The following is a 17,729-nucleotide window of genomic DNA, read 5'->3' on the forward strand; positions in this document are numbered from 1 at the left end:
CGCCCGCCTCTGCGCCACCGGCGGCGAAAAAACTGTGCAGTTCCGCGCCTCATCCGGCGGTTTTCATGCCATGATTATCAGGACTACTTCGTTTGCTAAGGACTTTGCGGTGGCTTTGCGTCATTTTTTACTGATTTTGCTGGTGGTGTCTATCTGGGCCTTTAATAACATCGCCATTAAATGGGGGCTGCTCGACCTGCCGCCCCTGCTGATGATTACCCTGCGCTTTGTGGTGGTGGCCCTGATTCTGGTGCCCTTCACTCGCATCACCCGTCAGCAGCTCTGGTATCTGATGCCGCTGGGTTTCACCTTCGGTTTTATGCACTTTTCCCTGCTGTTTGTCAGCCTGAAGTATACCGATGCCGGCACCGCGGCGGTGATCGTCCAGCTGGGAACCCCAATCGCTATGCTGCTGGCCATGGTGATCCTGAAAGAGAAGCTCCGCCTGATCCAGCTGGCAGGCATCGCCCTGTCCCTAAGCGGCGTGGTGGTGCTGGCAGGCAGCCCGACCATCCCTAACATCTGGATATTCCTGATGCTGATCCTTAGCGCCTTTGGCTGGGCAATCAGTAATCTGATTGTTAAAAAATCACCGCCCATCAGCCCGTTAACCCTTACCGGCTGGCTGTCGTTTTTTGCCATTCCGCTGGTGGCTCTTGCCTCGTGGATGACCGAATCAGATCAGCTTCATCTGCTGCTACACTCTTCATGGCGGGGCTGGTTTGGCATTCTGTTCAGCGCCATTGGCTCGTCCATCGTGGCGTACTCCCTGTGGTACAGCCTGCTGAAACACTACAACGTCAACCTGATTATGCCTTACTCACTGCTCACCCCGGTGCTGGCCGTTATCATGGGCGTGGTGGTGCTGGGGGACAGTATGAACGGCTACAAGGCTATCGGCGCGCTGCTGGTGATTGCCGGGACGGCCATTGCGGTGATTAACCTGCGCAATCTGAAGATGCACGCCCGTCTGTCACGCTTTCGCTTTGACCGTCAGCGGAAAACAGGCCCCCGTTCCTGACCAACGACCAAGGAGAGCCGAATGGATCATCGCCTGACCACTGCCCTGTGGCAACAGCTGTGGCACGGGCTGCGTAACAGCAGCACGCCCCTGCCTGAACTCCGCTTCACCGGCGAGCGGGCACTGGTCTCCGCTTACCCGGTCAGCGAACTGGCTGCCACCAGCGTCGGCCTCGCCGCGCAGGCTACCGCCAGCCTGATCGGGGCGGCAGCTACCGTGACGGTCGACGGCACGCTGGCCTCGCGCTGGTTTCAGCAGGCTCTGCGCCCGGTTAACCGCCCGTCCCCGCCCCTGTGGGATCCTTTTGCCGGGGACTACGCCACGGCGGACGGCTGGCTGCGCCTGCACACTAACGCCCCGCATCACCGGGCGGCGATGGAGCAGGTATTGGGCCGACACGCCAGCCGTCCGCGGCTGGCTGCCGCCGTAGCCACATGGAATAAAAGCGATCTGGAACAGGCAGTGGTGGATGCAGGCGGCTGCGCCGCCGCCCTGCGTAGTTACAGCGAATGGCAGCAGCATCCACAGGGGCAGAGCGTCAGCCGGGAATCGCTGATCGCACAAACGCTGCAGGCCTGCGGCCCGGCCCCGGCGTGGCGTCTGCCGGCGGCACGCCCGCTGCTCGGCGTGCGCGTGCTTGACCTGACGCGGATTATTGCCGGTCCGGTGGCCACCCGATTTCTGGCCGGGCTGGGGGCAGAGGTGCTGCGCATTGACCCACCCGGCTGGCAGGAACCTTCCCTGGAGGAAGAGATCACCCCCGGAAAACGCTGTGCCCGCCTCGATCTGAAAACCGCCGACGGCCGCCGCCAGTTTGAGCAGTTACTCAGCCAGAGCGATGTGCTGGTTCACGGCTACCGCGCTGATGCACTGAGCCAGCTGGGTTATGACAGCGAGGCGCTGCAGCAGCGGAAGCCGGGGCTGGTAGAGGTCAGCCTGAACGCCTGGGGCTGGACCGGCCCCTGGCGCGACCGGCGCGGATTTGACAGCCTGGTGCAGATGGCCTGCGGCATCGCCGGGCGCGGCCGCCTGTGGCAGGGCAGTGATGCCCCCGTGCCGCTGCCGGTGCAGGCGCTGGATCACGCAACCGGCTATATGATGGCCGCCGCCGTGCTGGAGGGATTACGTCAGCGTCTGCTGCACGGCACCGGTTTTACCGCCCGCCTGTCGCTGGCGCGTACCGCCTGCCTGCTGACCGATGCGCCTTATCCGCAGGACGCACGGCCTGCCGGTCTCGGGCCGCGCCTGCCGCAGGACGACGACCCGGAGGCGCTGATTTCTCCATGGGGTATCAGCTACCGGCTGCGCTCGCCGTTCTGGCTGCCCGGCACCCCGCTGGCCTGGTCCCGCGCCCCTTCCCCGTTCGGCTCCGCCCCGCCCGCCTGGCGCTGATGTCCGACCGGCTGACGGATAAAAAAAGGCCGCCCCGGTGAGGAGCGGCCTGTTTAATGCGCACAACAGCCGTTATTCCGGCGTGCCCTGTGCCTCATCTTCCAGCTCGTCACGCATCGCCTGGATGGCCTCACGGCTGATGGCGGCAAGCGTGCGGTAAAACGCCGTTTCTGCATGCGCCTCAACCTTGCCGAGGAAGGCACCTACCCACGGCATCAGGAAATGATCAAACAGCTGGATCTGCGCCTGACTCTCATCCTCTTCTGACTGATCTTCCAGCCAGGACGCGGCCAGCAGCAGCGCGCCAATATGGTCGGCAGGCGCGTCGGTCAGTGGCATTCCACGCTGGCCGAGGAAGGCGCGGACATCAGCCTCCTGCGGGCCATTCTCCCACTGCGACGCATACGGCGACACCTTGCATTCAGGCCCGACAAACAGCGCATTGTAATCAGCGGCCAGCAGAGCGGGATCGCTGTGCTGCTGCAGGCGGGTTAACAGCTCATCCTGCTCCAGCGGCCAGTGCTGCTGTAACTTTCCTTCACGCAGAAGGGTGAACAGCGGCACCAGCAGCGGGTCCTGAGGCTGGCGATTATACAGCGAGCCCAGAATGCGGCAGATGATGGAAAACTCATTCATGTCTTTCAGTTCCGTTAGGGGTTATGTGTGACAGTGTCACATATCAGCAAATTCGGGAATCTTTCTGCCGGTGCGCAGGGTTAAAAAGTCCAGCAGGCGGCGCGGCGTGACATTTAACACGCGATCCTCGGGAAAATCCACCTCGCGCATAATGCGCAGGCAGTGATCGAAGTTACCGAGGGTGAATGCGGTGTGCGAATCCGAGCCCAGGGCCAGGCGTCCCCCGGCGTCGCGCACCGCAGCGGCCACCGCGCGGCAGTTCGGTTCACTCCCGAGGCGGGAGGTGGTAAAGGAGGAGTTATTCAGCTCCAGCGCCACGTCGTACTTCGCGGCGGCTTCGGCCACCGCCTGAATGTCGATCGGGTATTTCGGGTTGCCCGGGTGGCTGATGATATGCACCAGACCGTTCGCCATCGTAGCGATCATCGCTGCGGTATTGGTCGCCTTATCCTGCGGGGCCAGCACCGGTTCGTGGAAGCCGGCAACGATAATATCAATCGAGTCCAGCATCGGCCCGCTGCAGTCTATCTCGCCCTGAACATTTTTAATATTCGCCTCAATGCCGCGCAGGATGCCAACGCCGTCGACCACGCGCGGCCAGACTTTCATATTAACGAAGTGCCAGTAGTGCGGGGCATCGGCCATATCCGGGCCGTGGTCGGTGATCGCCAGCAGCTTTACGCCACAGGTCTGTGCCTGTAAAACGTAGTCACGTAGCGTACTGTAGGCATGGGTACTGGCGACGGTGTGCATATGCAGGTCAACGGGGTACATGAGTTCTCTCCTTTTATTTAATAGCCACGGCTGATATCCACGCGCCCCGGTGGCATTTCGCCACGCTCGCATCGCAGTACCGCCTGCGCAATGTAGTCCATAGCTTCGTCGGGTAAGGTTACAGCCGCATTATGCGGCGTGATGGCGATATCCGGATGCGACCAGAACGCATGTTCCGCCGGGAGCGGCTCATGGTTAAAGACGTCCAGCGCGGCGGCGCTGACCTCTCCGGCCTCCATCGCTGCCAGCAGATCGGCCTCCACCAGATGCGCCCCGCGCGCCAGGTTCAGCAGGAATGCGCCGGGTTGCAGCTGGCTGAGAAGCGCCCGGTTCAGAATACCTGCCGTCTGGGGCGTATTTGGCAGCAGGTTAATCAGGACCCGGGTGGAAGAAAGAAACGCGCCCAGCCCCGCCTCCCCGTGGAAGCTGGTGACGCCATCGATCTGCTTGGGTGAGCGACTCCAGCAGCTAACCGGAAAGTCCCACGCCAGCAGGCTCTGCGCCACGCTACGGCCCAGCACCCCGGCCCCCAGAATGCCGATGGAGAAATCACTGCGGCTGCGGTTAGGCAGAGGGTGCCAGAGCGTTTCATTTTTCTGTTTCTGATATTCAGGAAAGCGGCGGAACCAGCCGAGCACGTGATACACGGCGTACTCCTGCATCTGACGGCCCATGCCGGTATCCTCCAGGCGGAACAGCGGCACGCCCGGCGACAGCATATCGGGATTTTCCCGCAGCTGACCAAGGATATCGTCCACCCCTGCCCCTAGCGCAAATACGGCTTTCAGCTTGCGCCCCGCCAGCATCTCCACCGGCGGCTGGCGCACCAGCGCGTAATCAGCCGGGGCGTTGTCACCGGGCTGCCACGGGCGGATCCGGGCATGGGGTAACCGCTGCTGCAATCCGTTGATCCAGGTTTCTGCCTTAAAGAACGGATGATAAAAAATGATATCCACGTTTTTTCTCCTGTTTTTCTGTTTATGGTAGAAAACCGCGCAGCTGGCAAGTGAAATCTGGGGCAGCGGTCTGCCCCGGTCTGGTTAGCGGTGTTCAACCTGTTGGATCAGACGACGTAAGAAAGGGATCAGGCACACCAGCAGCAACCCAGTCGCGGCGCTGCCCCAGCCCAGCAGGCTGAAGATATGGCTGTAGCCCGGGTTGGTGAGCAGCGGCGTGCTGCCGCTGTTTTCCGGCATCAGCGCGGAGACGTGGCCCGACAGCACTGACGCCACGCCGGTGACCATCATCCAGCAGCCCATCATCATCCCCTGATAGCGTGGCGGAGCCAGCCTGCCGATCATCGCGTAACCGATGGGTGAGATCAGCAGCTCACCGATGCTCTGCAGGACGTAGCTGATGACGATCCATTTGAACGCCACAATGCCATCGCCCCCCGCCAGCGCAATACCCAGCGGCAGAACCAGCATACCAAGACCAATGAAGAATAAAGAAGCAGAGAACTGTAGCGGAATATCAATGCGCCATGCGCGTTCACGCAGGTTACGGAACAGCAGCGCCAGCAGCGGCCCGCCGATAACAATCACCAGCGTATTGATATTCTGTACCCACTGCGGAGCCACACGAATGCCCCAGACTTTGAGGTTGATATTGTGTTCGGTGAACAGCATCAGCCCCATCGGCGCCAGCTGATACAGCGTCCAGAACACCAGTGAACCGAGCGCCAGGATCAGGTATGCGCCCATCCGGCGCTGCTCGTCGCGAGGCCGGTGGCGCAGCGTGGTCAGGCACAGCAGCAGAAATATCGCCGCCCCCAGCACGAGGACAAAGGTTCCGGTAAAGCCCGCGTGGTTGAGCATCAGCCGGATTGTCGGCACCAGCAGGAGCAGCACCGCCAGCCCGCCGAGCATCCGCCAGCGGAACTGACGCGGACTGGCCTGGAGCAGCGGGGTATTGATATCAGCAAGGATTTTCCAGCACAGCAGCGAGATCACAATGGCAACAGCATTACCGACGGTGGCAAACAGGAACAACGCCTCATAGTGTTCACTCAGCTGGAAATAGCCCGCGCCGGTAAACCCGAGGAAGAACCCGAGGTTCATCCCGGCGTAGTTCCACAGGAAGGCGCTCTCACGGCGGTTATCTTCCGGTCTGAAACGCTGGGTCAGCATCATGTTGATGCAGGTGACATTCAGGCCGCTGCCGGTGAGGAACATCGCCAGCCCCCAGTACAGCCCTTCGGCGCTCTGCCCGGAGAGTGTCCAGCAGCCTGCCACCTGAAGCACCATGCCCAGCACGAACAGATTGCGGTTGCTGAGAAAACGCCCTCCCAGATAGCCACCAAACAGATGTAACCCGTAGTTAAAGGCGCCAAATACGCCCATCATGGTATTGGCCTGCCCTTCACTGAACCCTAATCGCTTAGTGGCGTACAGCACCAGGCTGGAATACAGCACGGCAAAGCCCATGGTGGCGAAGATTTGAATAAAGAACAGCGCACCGGTTCCGCCCGGCACGCGCTGTTGGGGTATAGGGTTGGACTGCTCCACAACTAACCTCAGTATTTCCTGCCAAATGAAGCGGATCATTATGCACCTTTTCACCGTCCGGGGCGGCACGGATAGGGGGTAAAGTGGGGATTGATCGGTGCTACTGCCGTTTAAATCAGCAAAGTGGTGTAAAACTGACTAAACGCACACATTTTTCTGGAATGACGGTTGACCGCACCGGGCCTTATCCCCTACATTAGCGCCGGTCAGCAGCCCCGGCTGCGGCAACAATATGGTGAGGTGTCCGAGTGGCTGAAGGAGCACGCCTGGAAAGTGTGTATACGGCAACGTATCGAGGGTTCGAACCCCTCTCTCACCACCATATTTCAAGAGAATGCCTGAGCGAAAGTTCAGGCATTTTTTTTGCCTGTGGCACGGCCAGAGAGGGAGTGAAGAACCCTCGCAAGGGGTCGACAAAACGGCAGGACAGCCGTTTTGCACGGCCGCAGGCTGCCCGCAGGGCGAGCGCCAGGGATGGCGCGCGTGAGCCCCCTCTCTCACCACCCTATTTCAAGAGAATGCCTGAGCGAAAGTTCAGGCATTTTTTTTGCCTGTGGCACGGCCAGAGAGCGCGTGAAGAACCCTCGCAAGGGGTCGACAAAACGGCAGGACAGCCGTTTTCAGGTTAGTTTTATCATTCCGGTTAACCCCAATAAAAGGTATATTGGAACGCTAAAAGAAGTCGTAAAATATAAATGAGCGTTTATGAATCAAACGGTGTATCTCGTTGATGATGACGAATCCATCATCACCGCCCTGCGAAACCTTCTGAGCTCAGAGGGCTATTCAGTATCCGCTTTTATGTCCCCTGACGAATTTTTATCCCAGCCTCAGTACCACACCCCATCCTGCCTGATTGTTGACCTGAATATGCCCGGTCCTGACGGCTTTGACGTCTCCCACAGCCTCACCGCACGGGGTTACACCATCCCCACTATTTTCCTTACCGGGTTCGGCACCATTCCGATCACCGTCAGGGCAATGAAAGCCGGTGCATTCGAATTCCTCACCAAACCGGTCATGCCTGACGAGCTGCTGAACGTGGTGCGTGACGCCCTGCAGCTGGCTGAGAAAAGCATGACCGCTTCACAGGAAAAAGTGGGACTCACCGTGCGCTTTCACTCACTGACGCCCAGGGAGAAAGAGCTGATGCAGTGGGTTACGCGTGGATTACTCAACAAGCAGATCGCCGCAGAAATGGGCATCAGTGAGATCACGGCGAAAGTGCATAAGCGCAGAGTCATGGATAAAATGCAGGTGCGTTCGGTGTCAGAACTGGTTCGGGCGGCCGAAAAGCTGAACCTGTTTCAGGACGAATAACCTGCCCCCAGGCCATGATAAAGCCGCCCGTCCCGGCGGCCTGTCGCTCAGAGTCATTGCGCCCTGTTCAGCGGCAGCGTAAACCAGAACAGACTGCCGCCACCGGGCCGGTTTTCCGCACTCAGGACGCCACCGTGGCGTTTGATGATCTCATGACTGATGGTCAGCCCCACGCCCATCCCTTCCGCTTTAGTGGTGTAGAAAGAATCAAATATTCTGCCGATCACCTCGTCTGACATCCCGGTGCCGTTGTCAGCCACCTCAATGCGGATCACCTCCCCGCCGGGGTTAGACGAAGCCAGCCGCAGGGTGCGCGGCCCCGGATTATCCGACATAGCCTCAATCGCGTTAATCACCAGATTCAGCAGCACCTGCTGGAGCTGAACGCTTTCGCCGATGACCTCGTCGGTTTCGGCGTTGAATTCCAGCTCCAGTGACACGCTGCGCCGCTCAAGCTCCAGCCGTGACAGGCTCAAGATATCCCGGGCCAGCAGGTGCAGCCTGGTTGGGGAAAAGGCTGACTGACTGTTCCGGGTCAGCGCCTGCAGTCCACGAATGATCTCCCCGGCGCGGCGGCCTTCTTTGATGATTTCTTCCAGGCTCTGGCTGGCGTTTTCAAGGTGCAGCGGGTCGCGTTTCAGCCAGCGCAGGCTGGCACCCGCATTAGCGACAATCGACATCAGCGGCTGATTAATTTCATGGGCAATCGAGGAGGTCAGCTGCCCCACCGTAGTGGCGCGGGCGACGCGGGCCAGCTCAGCCTGGGCGATTCTGACGGCGTTTTCAGCGTGACGCTGTGCGGTGATGTCCGTCAGCGTGCCAAAGAACTCCGCCACCTCGGGCCAGTTTTCGACAGGTTCACCAATGCCTTTGATATAACGGCATTCACCATCATCGCGGATAATGCGGAATTCTGCCCGCATGCTGACGCCCTGCCGCACGCTGGTTTCAATCAGCTCTTTCAGACAGTCAATATCATCCGGGTGGACGCGGCGCTGGAATTCGGCCATTGAGGTGCGGGTCTGGTCGGCCGGCAGTCCCATAATCCGTTTATATTCATCGGAAATATACTGAATATCCGGCGCAAGATGCCAGTGCCAGGTGCCGGTATGGCTGATCTTTTCACCGAGCATTAACGAGGTCTGGCTGGCACGAAGCTGTTTCTCGACTTTGCCGCGCTGTATATTTTCATCAACCAGGTCGGCATACAGCAGGGCATTTTCCAGCGAAACAGCGGCCTGCGCACCCAGCATGGCAACAATCCGCGAATGCTCGGCGGTAAACACATCCGGCATCAGGCGGTTTTCCAGATACAGCACGCCTACCATCTTCCCCTGACGGAACATCGGTACGCACATCACCGCCGCGCCGGATGCGACCAGGTAATTATCCTGACTAAAGGGGCTGAACACGTCCGGTTTACCGGTGCGAATTTCCTGTCCGGTACGGATCACGGCAGATAACACGGACAGCGGCAAATCCGTCGCCACCGGCAGCTCCTTCACCCTTCGGACCCGCACCCCGTCGACGGTGCTCGACGCCCTGGCCTGAATCTCCGGTATATTGCCCCCGGTCAGGCGGATCAGCAGGCAGTGCTGTGCCCCGGCCCGTTCAACCAGCATCACCATCAGGGTGTGGATCAGGCGATCGAGATTAATTTCTTCCGTCAGTGCCCGCATGGCCGTGACCATGCTCTGCATATCGCTCATCGCCGCGCTTTGTTCAAAGGTGACCGTATTGAGCGCGGTGTGGGCCGGCTGCCGGGCGAGATCAGGGTAGCGCGTTTCCAGCTGGCAGACTTTCGCCCCCGCCCCCCAGCGCTCCCACGCGGACAGAGCCCCTCTCAGATAGGCCCCGGCGGCAAAGGTCATGCCACGGGCCTGTGCCTGCCGCGCCGCTAGCTCAAACGCCAGGCCGTTGATATGGTGGAACTGCTCCTTGCGCGACAGCTCAATGGCTTTTTCATACTGCTCCATCGCCTGCTGAGGCTGCTGCTCCAGCCTGGACAATTCCGCACGCAGTAACGCTTCTTTGTCAGCAAAGGTTTTCTCGTTCTCACAGGACCAGAGAGCGATTTTATCCAGATGACGCATCAGTCCCTGACGGTCGTCTTCACTGAAATCTGCAGGCTCCAGTGGAATGGTGCGCGACAGCGCACTGTAAAGATGAAAGTCGAGCATATGGACATGCCCGGGGATCAGCCCGGTAAAGGGCTCCGCCTCGGTAAAGCAGCGGCAGGCAGCCTTATATTCCCCGGCAAAAAAGTGTGCCATCCCTTTGTACAGGTGCGTCCAGAACTGCATCAGAAACACCGGTTCAATGGCATTTTTCCGCTGCACGCCGCTGAGAACGGGCACGGTAAACGCCTCGCCTGAGAATGGCTCTCCTGACGGTTTACGCAGGAACATCACATAGTCCAGCTGCATACCCAGAATCACTTCCACATCGCGATAGTGCGCTTTGTGGGCATACACCATGCTGCGGGTAATGGAGGTATGTACGCCATCCAGATGATCGCCGCGCGCCAGGTAATTCATGGTGATGTGGCGCAGTGCCAGGCATGCAGAGGTACGGTCCCCGGTTTCAACAGCAACATCAAATGTCGCTCTGGCGCACTCAATGGCATAGGTCAGCGGCATGGTCCAGATGCTGACCTGATCCAGCGGCAGCAGCGTGCGGGCTTTATAACGGACAAAGTCATGTTTATCTACCAGTTCCCTGGCCAGCAGTGCGCTGGCAAATCCCCGGCTGTACTCGTCGTAGCGGTCGCCGCATACCACGCCATACCAGGCCAGCGCCAGAGTAGACGCGCCGCTGATCCCGCGGGCCAGAGTCATATGCAGCAGCCGGCACAGGATCATAAATTGCAGACGCGGGCAGGTAAAGGCGGCGAAGGTACTGGCGCTGGCCAGCAGATCCATTATCGCTTCGGTCTTCTGACAGGTCAGGCGCGGGAGGGAACGAAAGCGGGTGTAGGGGTTTTTCCCCACATCCTCTTTCAGTCTGAGCCTGGCGTCATCACAGTCGGCTTTGTCGGGGTGGCGAGGCATCTCAATACCAAACACGGCTAACCAGGCCAGCGCCGTTTCCAGCGCCCGCTGGCTGTCAGACTGCCGCATATGGATTTCGGCGATCAGACTGGCCGCATCGGCTTTATCGATAACGTCACCGGGTGAGGCGAGAATTTTTGCGCTGACCCCCAGCGCCGCAGACAGATTACCGTTCAGAAACTCACACTCCGCTTCTTCCAGCAGAAACACCCCACGCTCTTCTGCCCCCGCCTGGCCGTACAGCCCGTGTGAGGCTCGGATAAAACGCAAGGCTGAAACGGCGTCACCGCCGATCCTCGCCTGCCTGCTGGCGCTGAGGAGTAACTGCGCGAAACGTCCTGTATCTGGGGATAGCCGCGCCCTGTTCTTGAGGGTAATAACGTGATGCGCAGCCCTGAAAAGCGTGGTGTGGTGCTTATCCTGGCAGTAAGCGTGCAGGTAATACCGGGCCGCAGCACGGTGAAAGTGCTCCTTGTCCTCAGCGGAGAGTAACCCGCGCGCGGCGTCACAGACGCTGGCGTGCATAAAGGCGTAGTGGCTTCCGGTAAGGGAAAGCAGCCTGGCGTTCACTGCCGGCAGCAGGGTTGACGTGATGCCCCATAGCGGAAGACCAAGGATACTGACGGTGACGTCAAGCGTCCCACTACTGCCGCTGCAGGCTAACTGGCCCAGCAGGCGGCGTGCCGCGTCGGGGAGTGCTGCAAGGTGCGGTAAGACATCTGCCGCAACGTTAGCGGCATAGTGGGCCTGTCTGAGTGCATTAAAATCGTAGGTCCATTTAAACGGCGCACGCCAGACAATATGATTGTCCTGCAGGGCCTGCTGATAAAACGCCCGCGTCGCCAGAGGGTTACCTGCCGTTTTTTCATAAATTATTTGCGCCAGCTCCACCGTCTCCTGGCTGCGCGAATGGAACAGTCTGGCCAGCCAGCGCGCAATACATCCGGCGGAAAGCGGCTGCGGGGTAATGTCGCTGATGCGGCTGGCGGCCGTGCGGATACGTTCAAGACTGGCATCGACGGCCGGACAGGGTAAGGACAGATTATCCCGGTGCGCAATCACCAGCAACAGGGGGATATCGTCACTCGACTGCAGCAGATCCTGCAGGAGCTGAAAGGTGGCCTGATCCGCCCAGTGAACATCATCAATGACGATCACCAGCGGCCGCAGGGGAGCCGTAAAGGCCTTGACGAGGCTGCATGCTGCCAGATTTAAGCGTTTCCGGGCGTCCGGGGAGTGCGGATCGTCGTCGACGACCGCCGCCTGGTTCAGCAGGATGCCAAGTTCGGGCACCAGGCCGATCGCCTGTCCGGCGTAGTCGCCCAGCAGGCGGGTAATATGCGACTTCCAGTGCGCCATCGCCTCTGACGGCAGGCCCAGCAGGTGCAGGACGAGGTTTCTGCAGGCAGAGATGAAAATAGCATAAGGTAACACGGGAGAATGCTGGTCTGCCCTCACCGCCGTCAGTAAGGCTTTTTTCTGCAGCAGGCCTTTGACTGCCGACGCCATCAGGGCCGTTTTTCCTGCGCCTTCCGACCCGCAGATGGCCACCAGCTGGTGTTTACCGCTGCTACTGACGCGGTCAAACGCCGCCAGAATCTCACCGGCCTGGGGGTGATCGGTAAACAGCGTATCGGCTGACAGTGTGGAGGGTTGCGCATCCTGCAAGCCCAGCGGGAAGGGTTCAAGGCTGCCGTCAGGCTTGAGGTTGGACTCGCAGCGCCGGAGATCGGCCAGCAGTCCTTCAACCGTCCGGTAACGCTGTTCAGGCGACTTAGCCAGCAGCCGCATCACTATCGACGACAGGACGTCTGGCACCTCCTGGCGCAGCCGGTGGGGCGGCAGTGCCTCGGAGGCAATATGATGGTGAACCCACTCTGCCAGCCCTCCCCCGGCGCTGCCGTAGGGTAACTTGCCGGTCAGTAGCTCATAAAGCACGATACCGAGGCTGTAAAGATCGCTGCCCCGGGAGACGCGATGTGCCGTGCGCGAGGTATGCTCAGGTGACATGTAAGCCAGCGTACCGCCGCTGACCGGCATCCGGGTCTGCTGCAGAAGATCGGCTTCCAGGGAGGCCAGCCCGAAGCCCCCGAGACGGACGCTGTTGTCTTCGTCTAAAAAAAAGTGACAGGGTTTAATATCGCCGTGTACCAGACCCTGCTGATGCAGCATGCTGAGTGCCTGACACAGCATCCCCGCCCTGCGGAAAAACGCCTGCAGGCTGCCGGGCGTGCGGCTGACGCTGTCTGCCAGCGTGCGGTAGGGAAAGGCGGTATACATCAGGGCGTAGCGTCCCTGATATAAGGTGTGCCGGAACGGCTTCAGCGACCACGCCGGGGATAATTTGCTGCGCAGCGAAAATTCATTTTTCAGCAACGGGGTCACCGGCAACACCGCCTCTTCCCGGGCCGCCGTGGCCAGCACGAAAACCTCCTCTGTCAGAGGGTGACGGGCATGTAACCATTCGACGTTCCCTTCCTGCGCCAGCGGGGTGAAGATCATCTCTTCGCTGAGCGTGAAGCCCGCATCATCGGCGCTGTTCAAAGAGAGCAGAAGCGAACTCACAGACGCGCTGTCCGGGTGGAAAATGCCTGACGGACCTGTTCGAATAACGCATCAATATCAATGGGTTTTTGCATAAAAGTCATTGCTCCCAGCGCAATTGCCTCGCGGTGCATTTCGTCATTACCGTTGCCAGAGATAATAATCCCCGCGGGATTTTGCAGTTGCCTGTTCAGCTCACGGAATAAACCGAGCCCTGACATACCGCTGAGCTCAACGTCAATAATAAATAATGCCGCATCTTCAAGCGCCCCCCGATCGCACAGCAGGGCTTCAGCCGAAGCAAATGACCGGGTCAGGTACCCCTCAGACTGCAGTAAATTGGTCAAGCCACTGCGAACAGAACCTTCATCATCGATAACGACAATGCGCTGCGACAGCTTCATGCTGTTTTCCTTAATGATTTACCACTCCCTGAGGCGCATCCTTAGGAGGTTTTGTCATCCGACGGCGGGGGGGTGCCGCTGATTTTAGGTACGCACTCCTGGCGGAACCAGGCCAGGGTCACCGGCTGGCGGTGGATCAGTCGCCGGCACAGTGGAATAACCTGTTCGCCGACCAGCATACCAAACAACCCCAGCAACGCAATCACCGGCGGCGCAGGCGAATTCACGTCGATCACCGCATAAACAATACCGGCGAGGATGCCCGCGGAAAACGAAACAATATAGGTTTTAAGCATCATCAGCCTGCCTGCTTCACGTCAGGTTGCGGGGAGAGCGCCTGTTGCTCCGCCACGACCGGCAGACGGGTGGCCGCCGGAACAGCCGCCGTGGCATCATGGTAAAGCAGTTTAGTGCCCAGGGTGCTGCCGACGATCATGCCGAGTAAGCCCACCAGGGCAACCGCAGGCGGTGCCGGAGAGCGGACCCTGAGCAGCGCATACAGCAAGCCAATCAGTACGCCCGCCCCAAGAGAGAGGAATAAAGGACTCACAGAGCCTCCTTAGTTAAACGGGCGGCTTCATCACTGAGCCGCCCGCGGGACAGATTAGCGAACCGGCGCAGGGACCGGGGCCAGCGTACGGTGCTCGCTCTTCTGGCGGGAAGGCGCTTTATGTACCATGGTGTAGGCATAATCCACGCCAATACCGTAGGCGCCGGAATGCTCTTTCGCGATATCCATCACCGCGTTGTAGGTCTCTTTGTGCGCCCAGTCACGCTGCCACTCCAGCATCACCTGCTGCCAGGTGACCGGGATCACCCCCGCCTGGATCATGCGCTGCATGGCATAGTCGTGGGCTTCTTTTGTGGTGCCGCCTGAGGCATCTGCCACCATATAGATTTCGTAATCCCCTTCCAGCATCGCGCACAGGGCGAAGGTGTTATTACACACTTCCGTCCACAGGCCGGACACCACGATTTTCTTTTTGCCATTCGCTGCCAGGGCGTCACGCACTTTCTGGTCGTCCCAGGAGTTCATTGACGTACGCTCAAGGATATCCTGGCCCGGGAACACATCCAGCAGCTCAGGGAAGGTGTTACCCGAGAAGCTTTCTGTCTCAACGGTGGTCAACACGGTGGGAATATTGAAAACTTTGGCCGCTTTCGCCAGGGCCACCACGTTATTTTTCAATACCTGGCGGTCAATTGACTGCACGCCAAAGGCCATCTGTGGCTGCTGATCGATAAAGATAATCTGGCAGTTTTGCGGCGTCAGGACTTCAAGTTTGCTCTTGGTCATGTTGGTTCCCATTGAGGTTGATAGAGGTAGGTCACGAGACCGGTGTTCCGGCCTTAAGAAACGGAGTGGCTCCCCGATCGACTGCCCGGCAGTGAGCGGTCGTCGGGGCCACTGTCTGAACGCAGTGTAGGAAGCATCGACTTTTCAAACTATTATCTCTAGGTATAACTATACGAAGGTATACCTATCCTTTTGTATAACTGGACGTTTCCCTGACCTGCCGATCATAATCCCGTCACTTACTTATCCCTGCGCTTGCAGCAGGACATCTCTCTGTCTGCGGCCCTGCCGCCGCGCCGGACAGCTCCTCAGGAGGTACTATGGTTACTCTCGATAAAGCCGACATCATTCTGACCAATGGCCGTTTTCACACCGTCGATCGCCAGAATCCGCTGGCTGATGCCGTGGCGATCCGTAACGGGAAATTTCTGCAGGTCGGCACCCAGGCGGAGGTGATGCAGCATCACGGTGAAGGCACTCGCGTCATCGACCTGAAAGGCCATACCGCCATTCCCGGACTGAACGACTCTCACCTGCACCTGATCCGTGGGGGGCTGAACTACAACCTGGAGCTGCGCTGGGAAGGCGTGCCTTCCGTCGCCGATGCGCTGCGTATGCTGAAAGAGCAGGCGTTCCGTACGCCAACCCCACAGTGGGTGCGGGTGGTCGGCGGCTGGACGGAGTTTCAGTTCGCCGAGCGCCGTATGCCCACGCTGGATGAGATTAATGAAGCTGCGCCGGATACGCCGGTCTTTGTCCTGCACCTGTACGATCGTGCCCTGCTCAACCGCGCCGCACTGAGGGTTGTCGGCTACACCAAAGACACGCCCAACCCGCCGGGCGGGGAGATCCAGCGCGACAGCAACGGCAATCCAACCGGTATGCTGATTGCCCGCCCCAATGCCATGATCCTGTATTCCACCCTGGCAAAAGGCCCGACCCTGCCGCTGGAACAGCAGGTAAACTCCACCCGTCAGTTTATGCGTGAACTGAATCGCCTGGGGCTGACCAGTGCCATCGACGCCGGCGGCGGCTTCCAGAATTATCCCGAGGACTATCAGGTGATCGCCGAACTGCACGAGAAGCAGCAGATGACGATCCGCATCGCCTATAACCTGTTTACCCAGCGTCCCGGGCATGAGCTGGAAGACTTCGAAAAGTGGACCGATATGCTGACGCCAGGCCAGGGCAGCGACTACTTCCGCCACAACGGCGCCGGCGAAATGCTGGTCTTCTCGGCCGCTGACTTTGAAGACTTCCTCGAACCCCGTCCTGATCTGGCACCAGGAATGGAAGATGAACTGGAGCACGTGGTGCGTCACCTGGTTGAGCACCGCTGGCCGTTCCGCCTGCATGCCACCTACGACGAGTCCATCAGCCGCATGCTGGACGTGTTTGAGAAGGTCAATCGCGATATCCCGTTTAACGGCCTGCACTGGTTCTTCGACCATGCCGAAACGGTGACGCAGCGTAATATTGACCGTATCAAGGAGCTGGGCGGTGGCATTGCCGTGCAGCACCGTATGGCATTCCAGGGCGAATACTTTGCCGAGCGCTATGGCATTGAAGCCACCCGCCATACCCCACCGGTAGCACGGATGCTGGAAACCGGGGTCCCTGTCGGCCTGGGAACCGATGCTACCCGCGTCGCCAGCTATAATCCGTGGACCGCCCTCTACTGGCTGGTGTCTGGCCGCACCGTAGGCGGAATGCAGATGTATGATGTCAACGCCCGCCTCGATCGCGAAACGGCGCTGATGCTGTGGACCCAGGGCAGCGCGTGGTTCTCCAGCGAACAGGGCAAAAAAGGCCAGATCAAAGTTGGCCAGCTGGCGGATATGGCGGTACTGAGCAAAGACTACTTCGGCGTGCCGGAAGAGGAGATCAAGGGCATTGAGTCCGTCCTGACCGTTGTCGACGGCAATATTGTGTATGCCGCCGGTTCATTCAGCGCTGAAGCCCCACCGCCGATCCCTGTGCTGCCGGAGTGGTCGCCGGTGGTTAACGTGCCGGGTCACTATCGCAGTGCGCCACCCGCCGCCAGAGTGGGCATGCAGCAGCAGCCCCACCAGTGCAGCGGTCCCTGCGGTGTCCACAGTCACTCACACGATGTCGCCCGGGGTGCTCGTCTGCCAGTTTCTGAGGAAAATGCCTTCTGGGGGGCGCTCGGCTGCAGCTGCTTCGCCTTCTGATGCCAGCGTAAACCGCCCTGCCTGCCACCGTCCCGCCTGTTCGCGGGGCGGTTTTTTTTATCTGCGCCTCCCGGCGTATTCAGACCGCCTCCGCCCCGGCAAATCGCTGCAGCGCCGCACCGTCAAGCCGGTAGCGCACCCATTCATTCAGGGGCAACGCATCAATACTTTGGTAAAAATCTTTGGCCGACTGATCCCAGTTCAGGGTACTCCATTCAATCCGGCCATACTGCCGCTGTACCGCCTGCCGGGCGATAAACTGCAGCAACGCCTTTCCGGCCCCCAGACCGCGATAGTCGGGAGAGAAATAGAGATCCTCCAGGTTAAACCCACTGCGTCCCAGCCAGGCGGAATAGCTGACTGAGACCACAGCAAAGCCCGCCATCACACCGTCCATTTCGCAGATAAAAGCTTCGGTATTGCCCGCCGGATCAAACAGCGTCCTGCCAAGCGCCTCTGCACTGGTCAGCGGCGGCGGCAGTCCATGCCCGTACACCGATAATCCGGCAATCATACCGTAGACAGACTCTGCATCTTCGGGGGTGGCCTTGCGAACCGAAATAGCCATAGCGCGATCACTTACTTATTGGGA

Annotated in this window: 14 protein-coding genes and 1 tRNA gene; 5 read left to right on the forward strand and 10 right to left on the reverse strand. The window is 59.5% G+C overall.

Features of this window, described 5'->3' with window-relative positions; all coding sequences use genetic code 11:
* Positions 1-109 precede the first annotated feature (109 nt).
* Positions 110-1,021 carry an EamA family transporter gene (locus ACZ3HG_RS04635; protein WP_191932635.1) on the forward strand — a complete coding sequence of 304 codons (912 nt, stop codon included), beginning with the start codon at positions 110-112 and terminating at the stop codon, positions 1,019-1,021.
* Between the two features lie 21 nt (positions 1,022-1,042).
* Complete coding sequence (locus ACZ3HG_RS04640; protein ID WP_465332031.1) at positions 1,043-2,413, forward strand: CoA transferase; 1,371 nt, start codon at positions 1,043-1,045, stop codon at positions 2,411-2,413.
* 72 nt (positions 2,414-2,485) lie between these two features.
* On the opposite strand, the gene ACZ3HG_RS04645 is transcribed toward ACZ3HG_RS04640, so the two are convergent.
* The 4 genes from ACZ3HG_RS04645 to ACZ3HG_RS04660 all read right to left on the reverse strand — a co-directional run bounded on the left by ACZ3HG_RS04645 (position 2,486) and on the right by ACZ3HG_RS04660 (position 6,369).
* A complete protein-coding gene (locus ACZ3HG_RS04645) occupies positions 2,486-3,049 on the reverse strand; it encodes a TorD/DmsD family molecular chaperone (RefSeq protein ID WP_191935782.1) in 564 nt (187 codons plus the stop codon).
* A gap of 36 nt (positions 3,050-3,085) precedes the next feature.
* A complete protein-coding gene (locus ACZ3HG_RS04650) occupies positions 3,086-3,823 on the reverse strand; it encodes a phosphatase (protein WP_191932638.1) in 738 nt (245 codons plus the stop codon).
* 17 nt (positions 3,824-3,840) lie between these two features.
* Positions 3,841-4,779 carry a glyoxylate/hydroxypyruvate reductase GhrA gene (gene ghrA / locus ACZ3HG_RS04655; protein WP_191932639.1) on the reverse strand — a complete coding sequence of 313 codons (939 nt, stop codon included), beginning with the start codon at positions 4,777-4,779 and terminating at the stop codon, positions 3,841-3,843.
* Between the two features lie 84 nt (positions 4,780-4,863).
* On the reverse strand, positions 4,864-6,369 hold the full coding sequence (locus tag ACZ3HG_RS04660; protein ID WP_465332033.1) for a peptide MFS transporter: 1,506 nt from the start codon (positions 6,367-6,369) through the stop codon (positions 4,864-4,866).
* Between the two features lie 195 nt (positions 6,370-6,564).
* Between ACZ3HG_RS04660 and ACZ3HG_RS04665 the strand changes: the two genes are divergently transcribed.
* A tRNA-Ser gene (locus ACZ3HG_RS04665) sits at positions 6,565-6,652 on the forward strand.
* Between the two features lie 383 nt (positions 6,653-7,035).
* The gene (locus tag ACZ3HG_RS04670; protein ID WP_465332035.1) at positions 7,036-7,650 is read left to right on the forward strand and encodes a response regulator transcription factor; all 615 of its coding nucleotides are present in this window, start codon (positions 7,036-7,038) and stop codon (positions 7,648-7,650) included.
* Between the two features lie 53 nt (positions 7,651-7,703).
* On the opposite strand, the gene ACZ3HG_RS04675 is transcribed toward ACZ3HG_RS04670, so the two are convergent.
* The 5 genes from ACZ3HG_RS04675 to ACZ3HG_RS04695 are packed head-to-tail and all read right to left on the reverse strand — an operon-like array spanning position 7,704 to position 14,945.
* Positions 7,704-13,265 (reverse strand): trifunctional serine/threonine-protein kinase/ATP-binding protein/sensor histidine kinase, encoded by a 5,562-nt coding sequence (locus tag ACZ3HG_RS04675; protein WP_465332037.1) that lies wholly within the window; start codon positions 13,263-13,265, stop codon positions 7,704-7,706.
* A complete protein-coding gene (locus ACZ3HG_RS04680; protein ID WP_191932643.1) occupies positions 13,262-13,648 on the reverse strand; it encodes a response regulator transcription factor in 387 nt (128 codons plus the stop codon). Before ACZ3HG_RS04680 ends, ACZ3HG_RS04675 begins: the two co-directional genes overlap by 4 nt.
* Before the next feature lie 41 nt (positions 13,649-13,689).
* Positions 13,690-13,944: a XapX domain-containing protein gene (locus tag ACZ3HG_RS04685; protein ID WP_191933110.1), complete on the reverse strand. Its 255-nt coding sequence runs from the start codon at positions 13,942-13,944 to the stop codon at positions 13,690-13,692.
* 2 nt (positions 13,945-13,946) lie between these two features.
* Positions 13,947-14,198 (reverse strand): DUF1427 family protein, encoded by a 252-nt coding sequence (locus ACZ3HG_RS04690; protein WP_465332039.1) that lies wholly within the window; start codon positions 14,196-14,198, stop codon positions 13,947-13,949.
* 54 nt (positions 14,199-14,252) lie between these two features.
* Entirely contained in the window at positions 14,253-14,945 is a 693-nt protein-coding gene (locus ACZ3HG_RS04695; protein WP_191932645.1) for a hydrolase, read from the reverse strand.
* 320 nt (positions 14,946-15,265) lie between these two features.
* Between ACZ3HG_RS04695 and ACZ3HG_RS04700 the strand changes: the two genes are divergently transcribed.
* Positions 15,266-17,137 carry an amidohydrolase gene (locus ACZ3HG_RS04700; RefSeq protein ID WP_465332042.1) on the forward strand — a complete coding sequence of 624 codons (1,872 nt, stop codon included), beginning with the start codon at positions 15,266-15,268 and terminating at the stop codon, positions 17,135-17,137.
* Between the two features lie 79 nt (positions 17,138-17,216).
* Here ACZ3HG_RS04700 and ACZ3HG_RS04705 read toward each other — a convergent pair whose 3' ends face one another.
* Positions 17,217-17,705, reverse strand: coding sequence for a GNAT family N-acetyltransferase (locus ACZ3HG_RS04705; protein WP_465332044.1), 489 nt, complete (start codon positions 17,703-17,705; stop codon positions 17,217-17,219).
* Positions 17,706-17,729: the final 24 nt, after the last annotated feature.

This window comes from Erwinia sp. PME.40.26/001 (assembly GCF_055556675.1).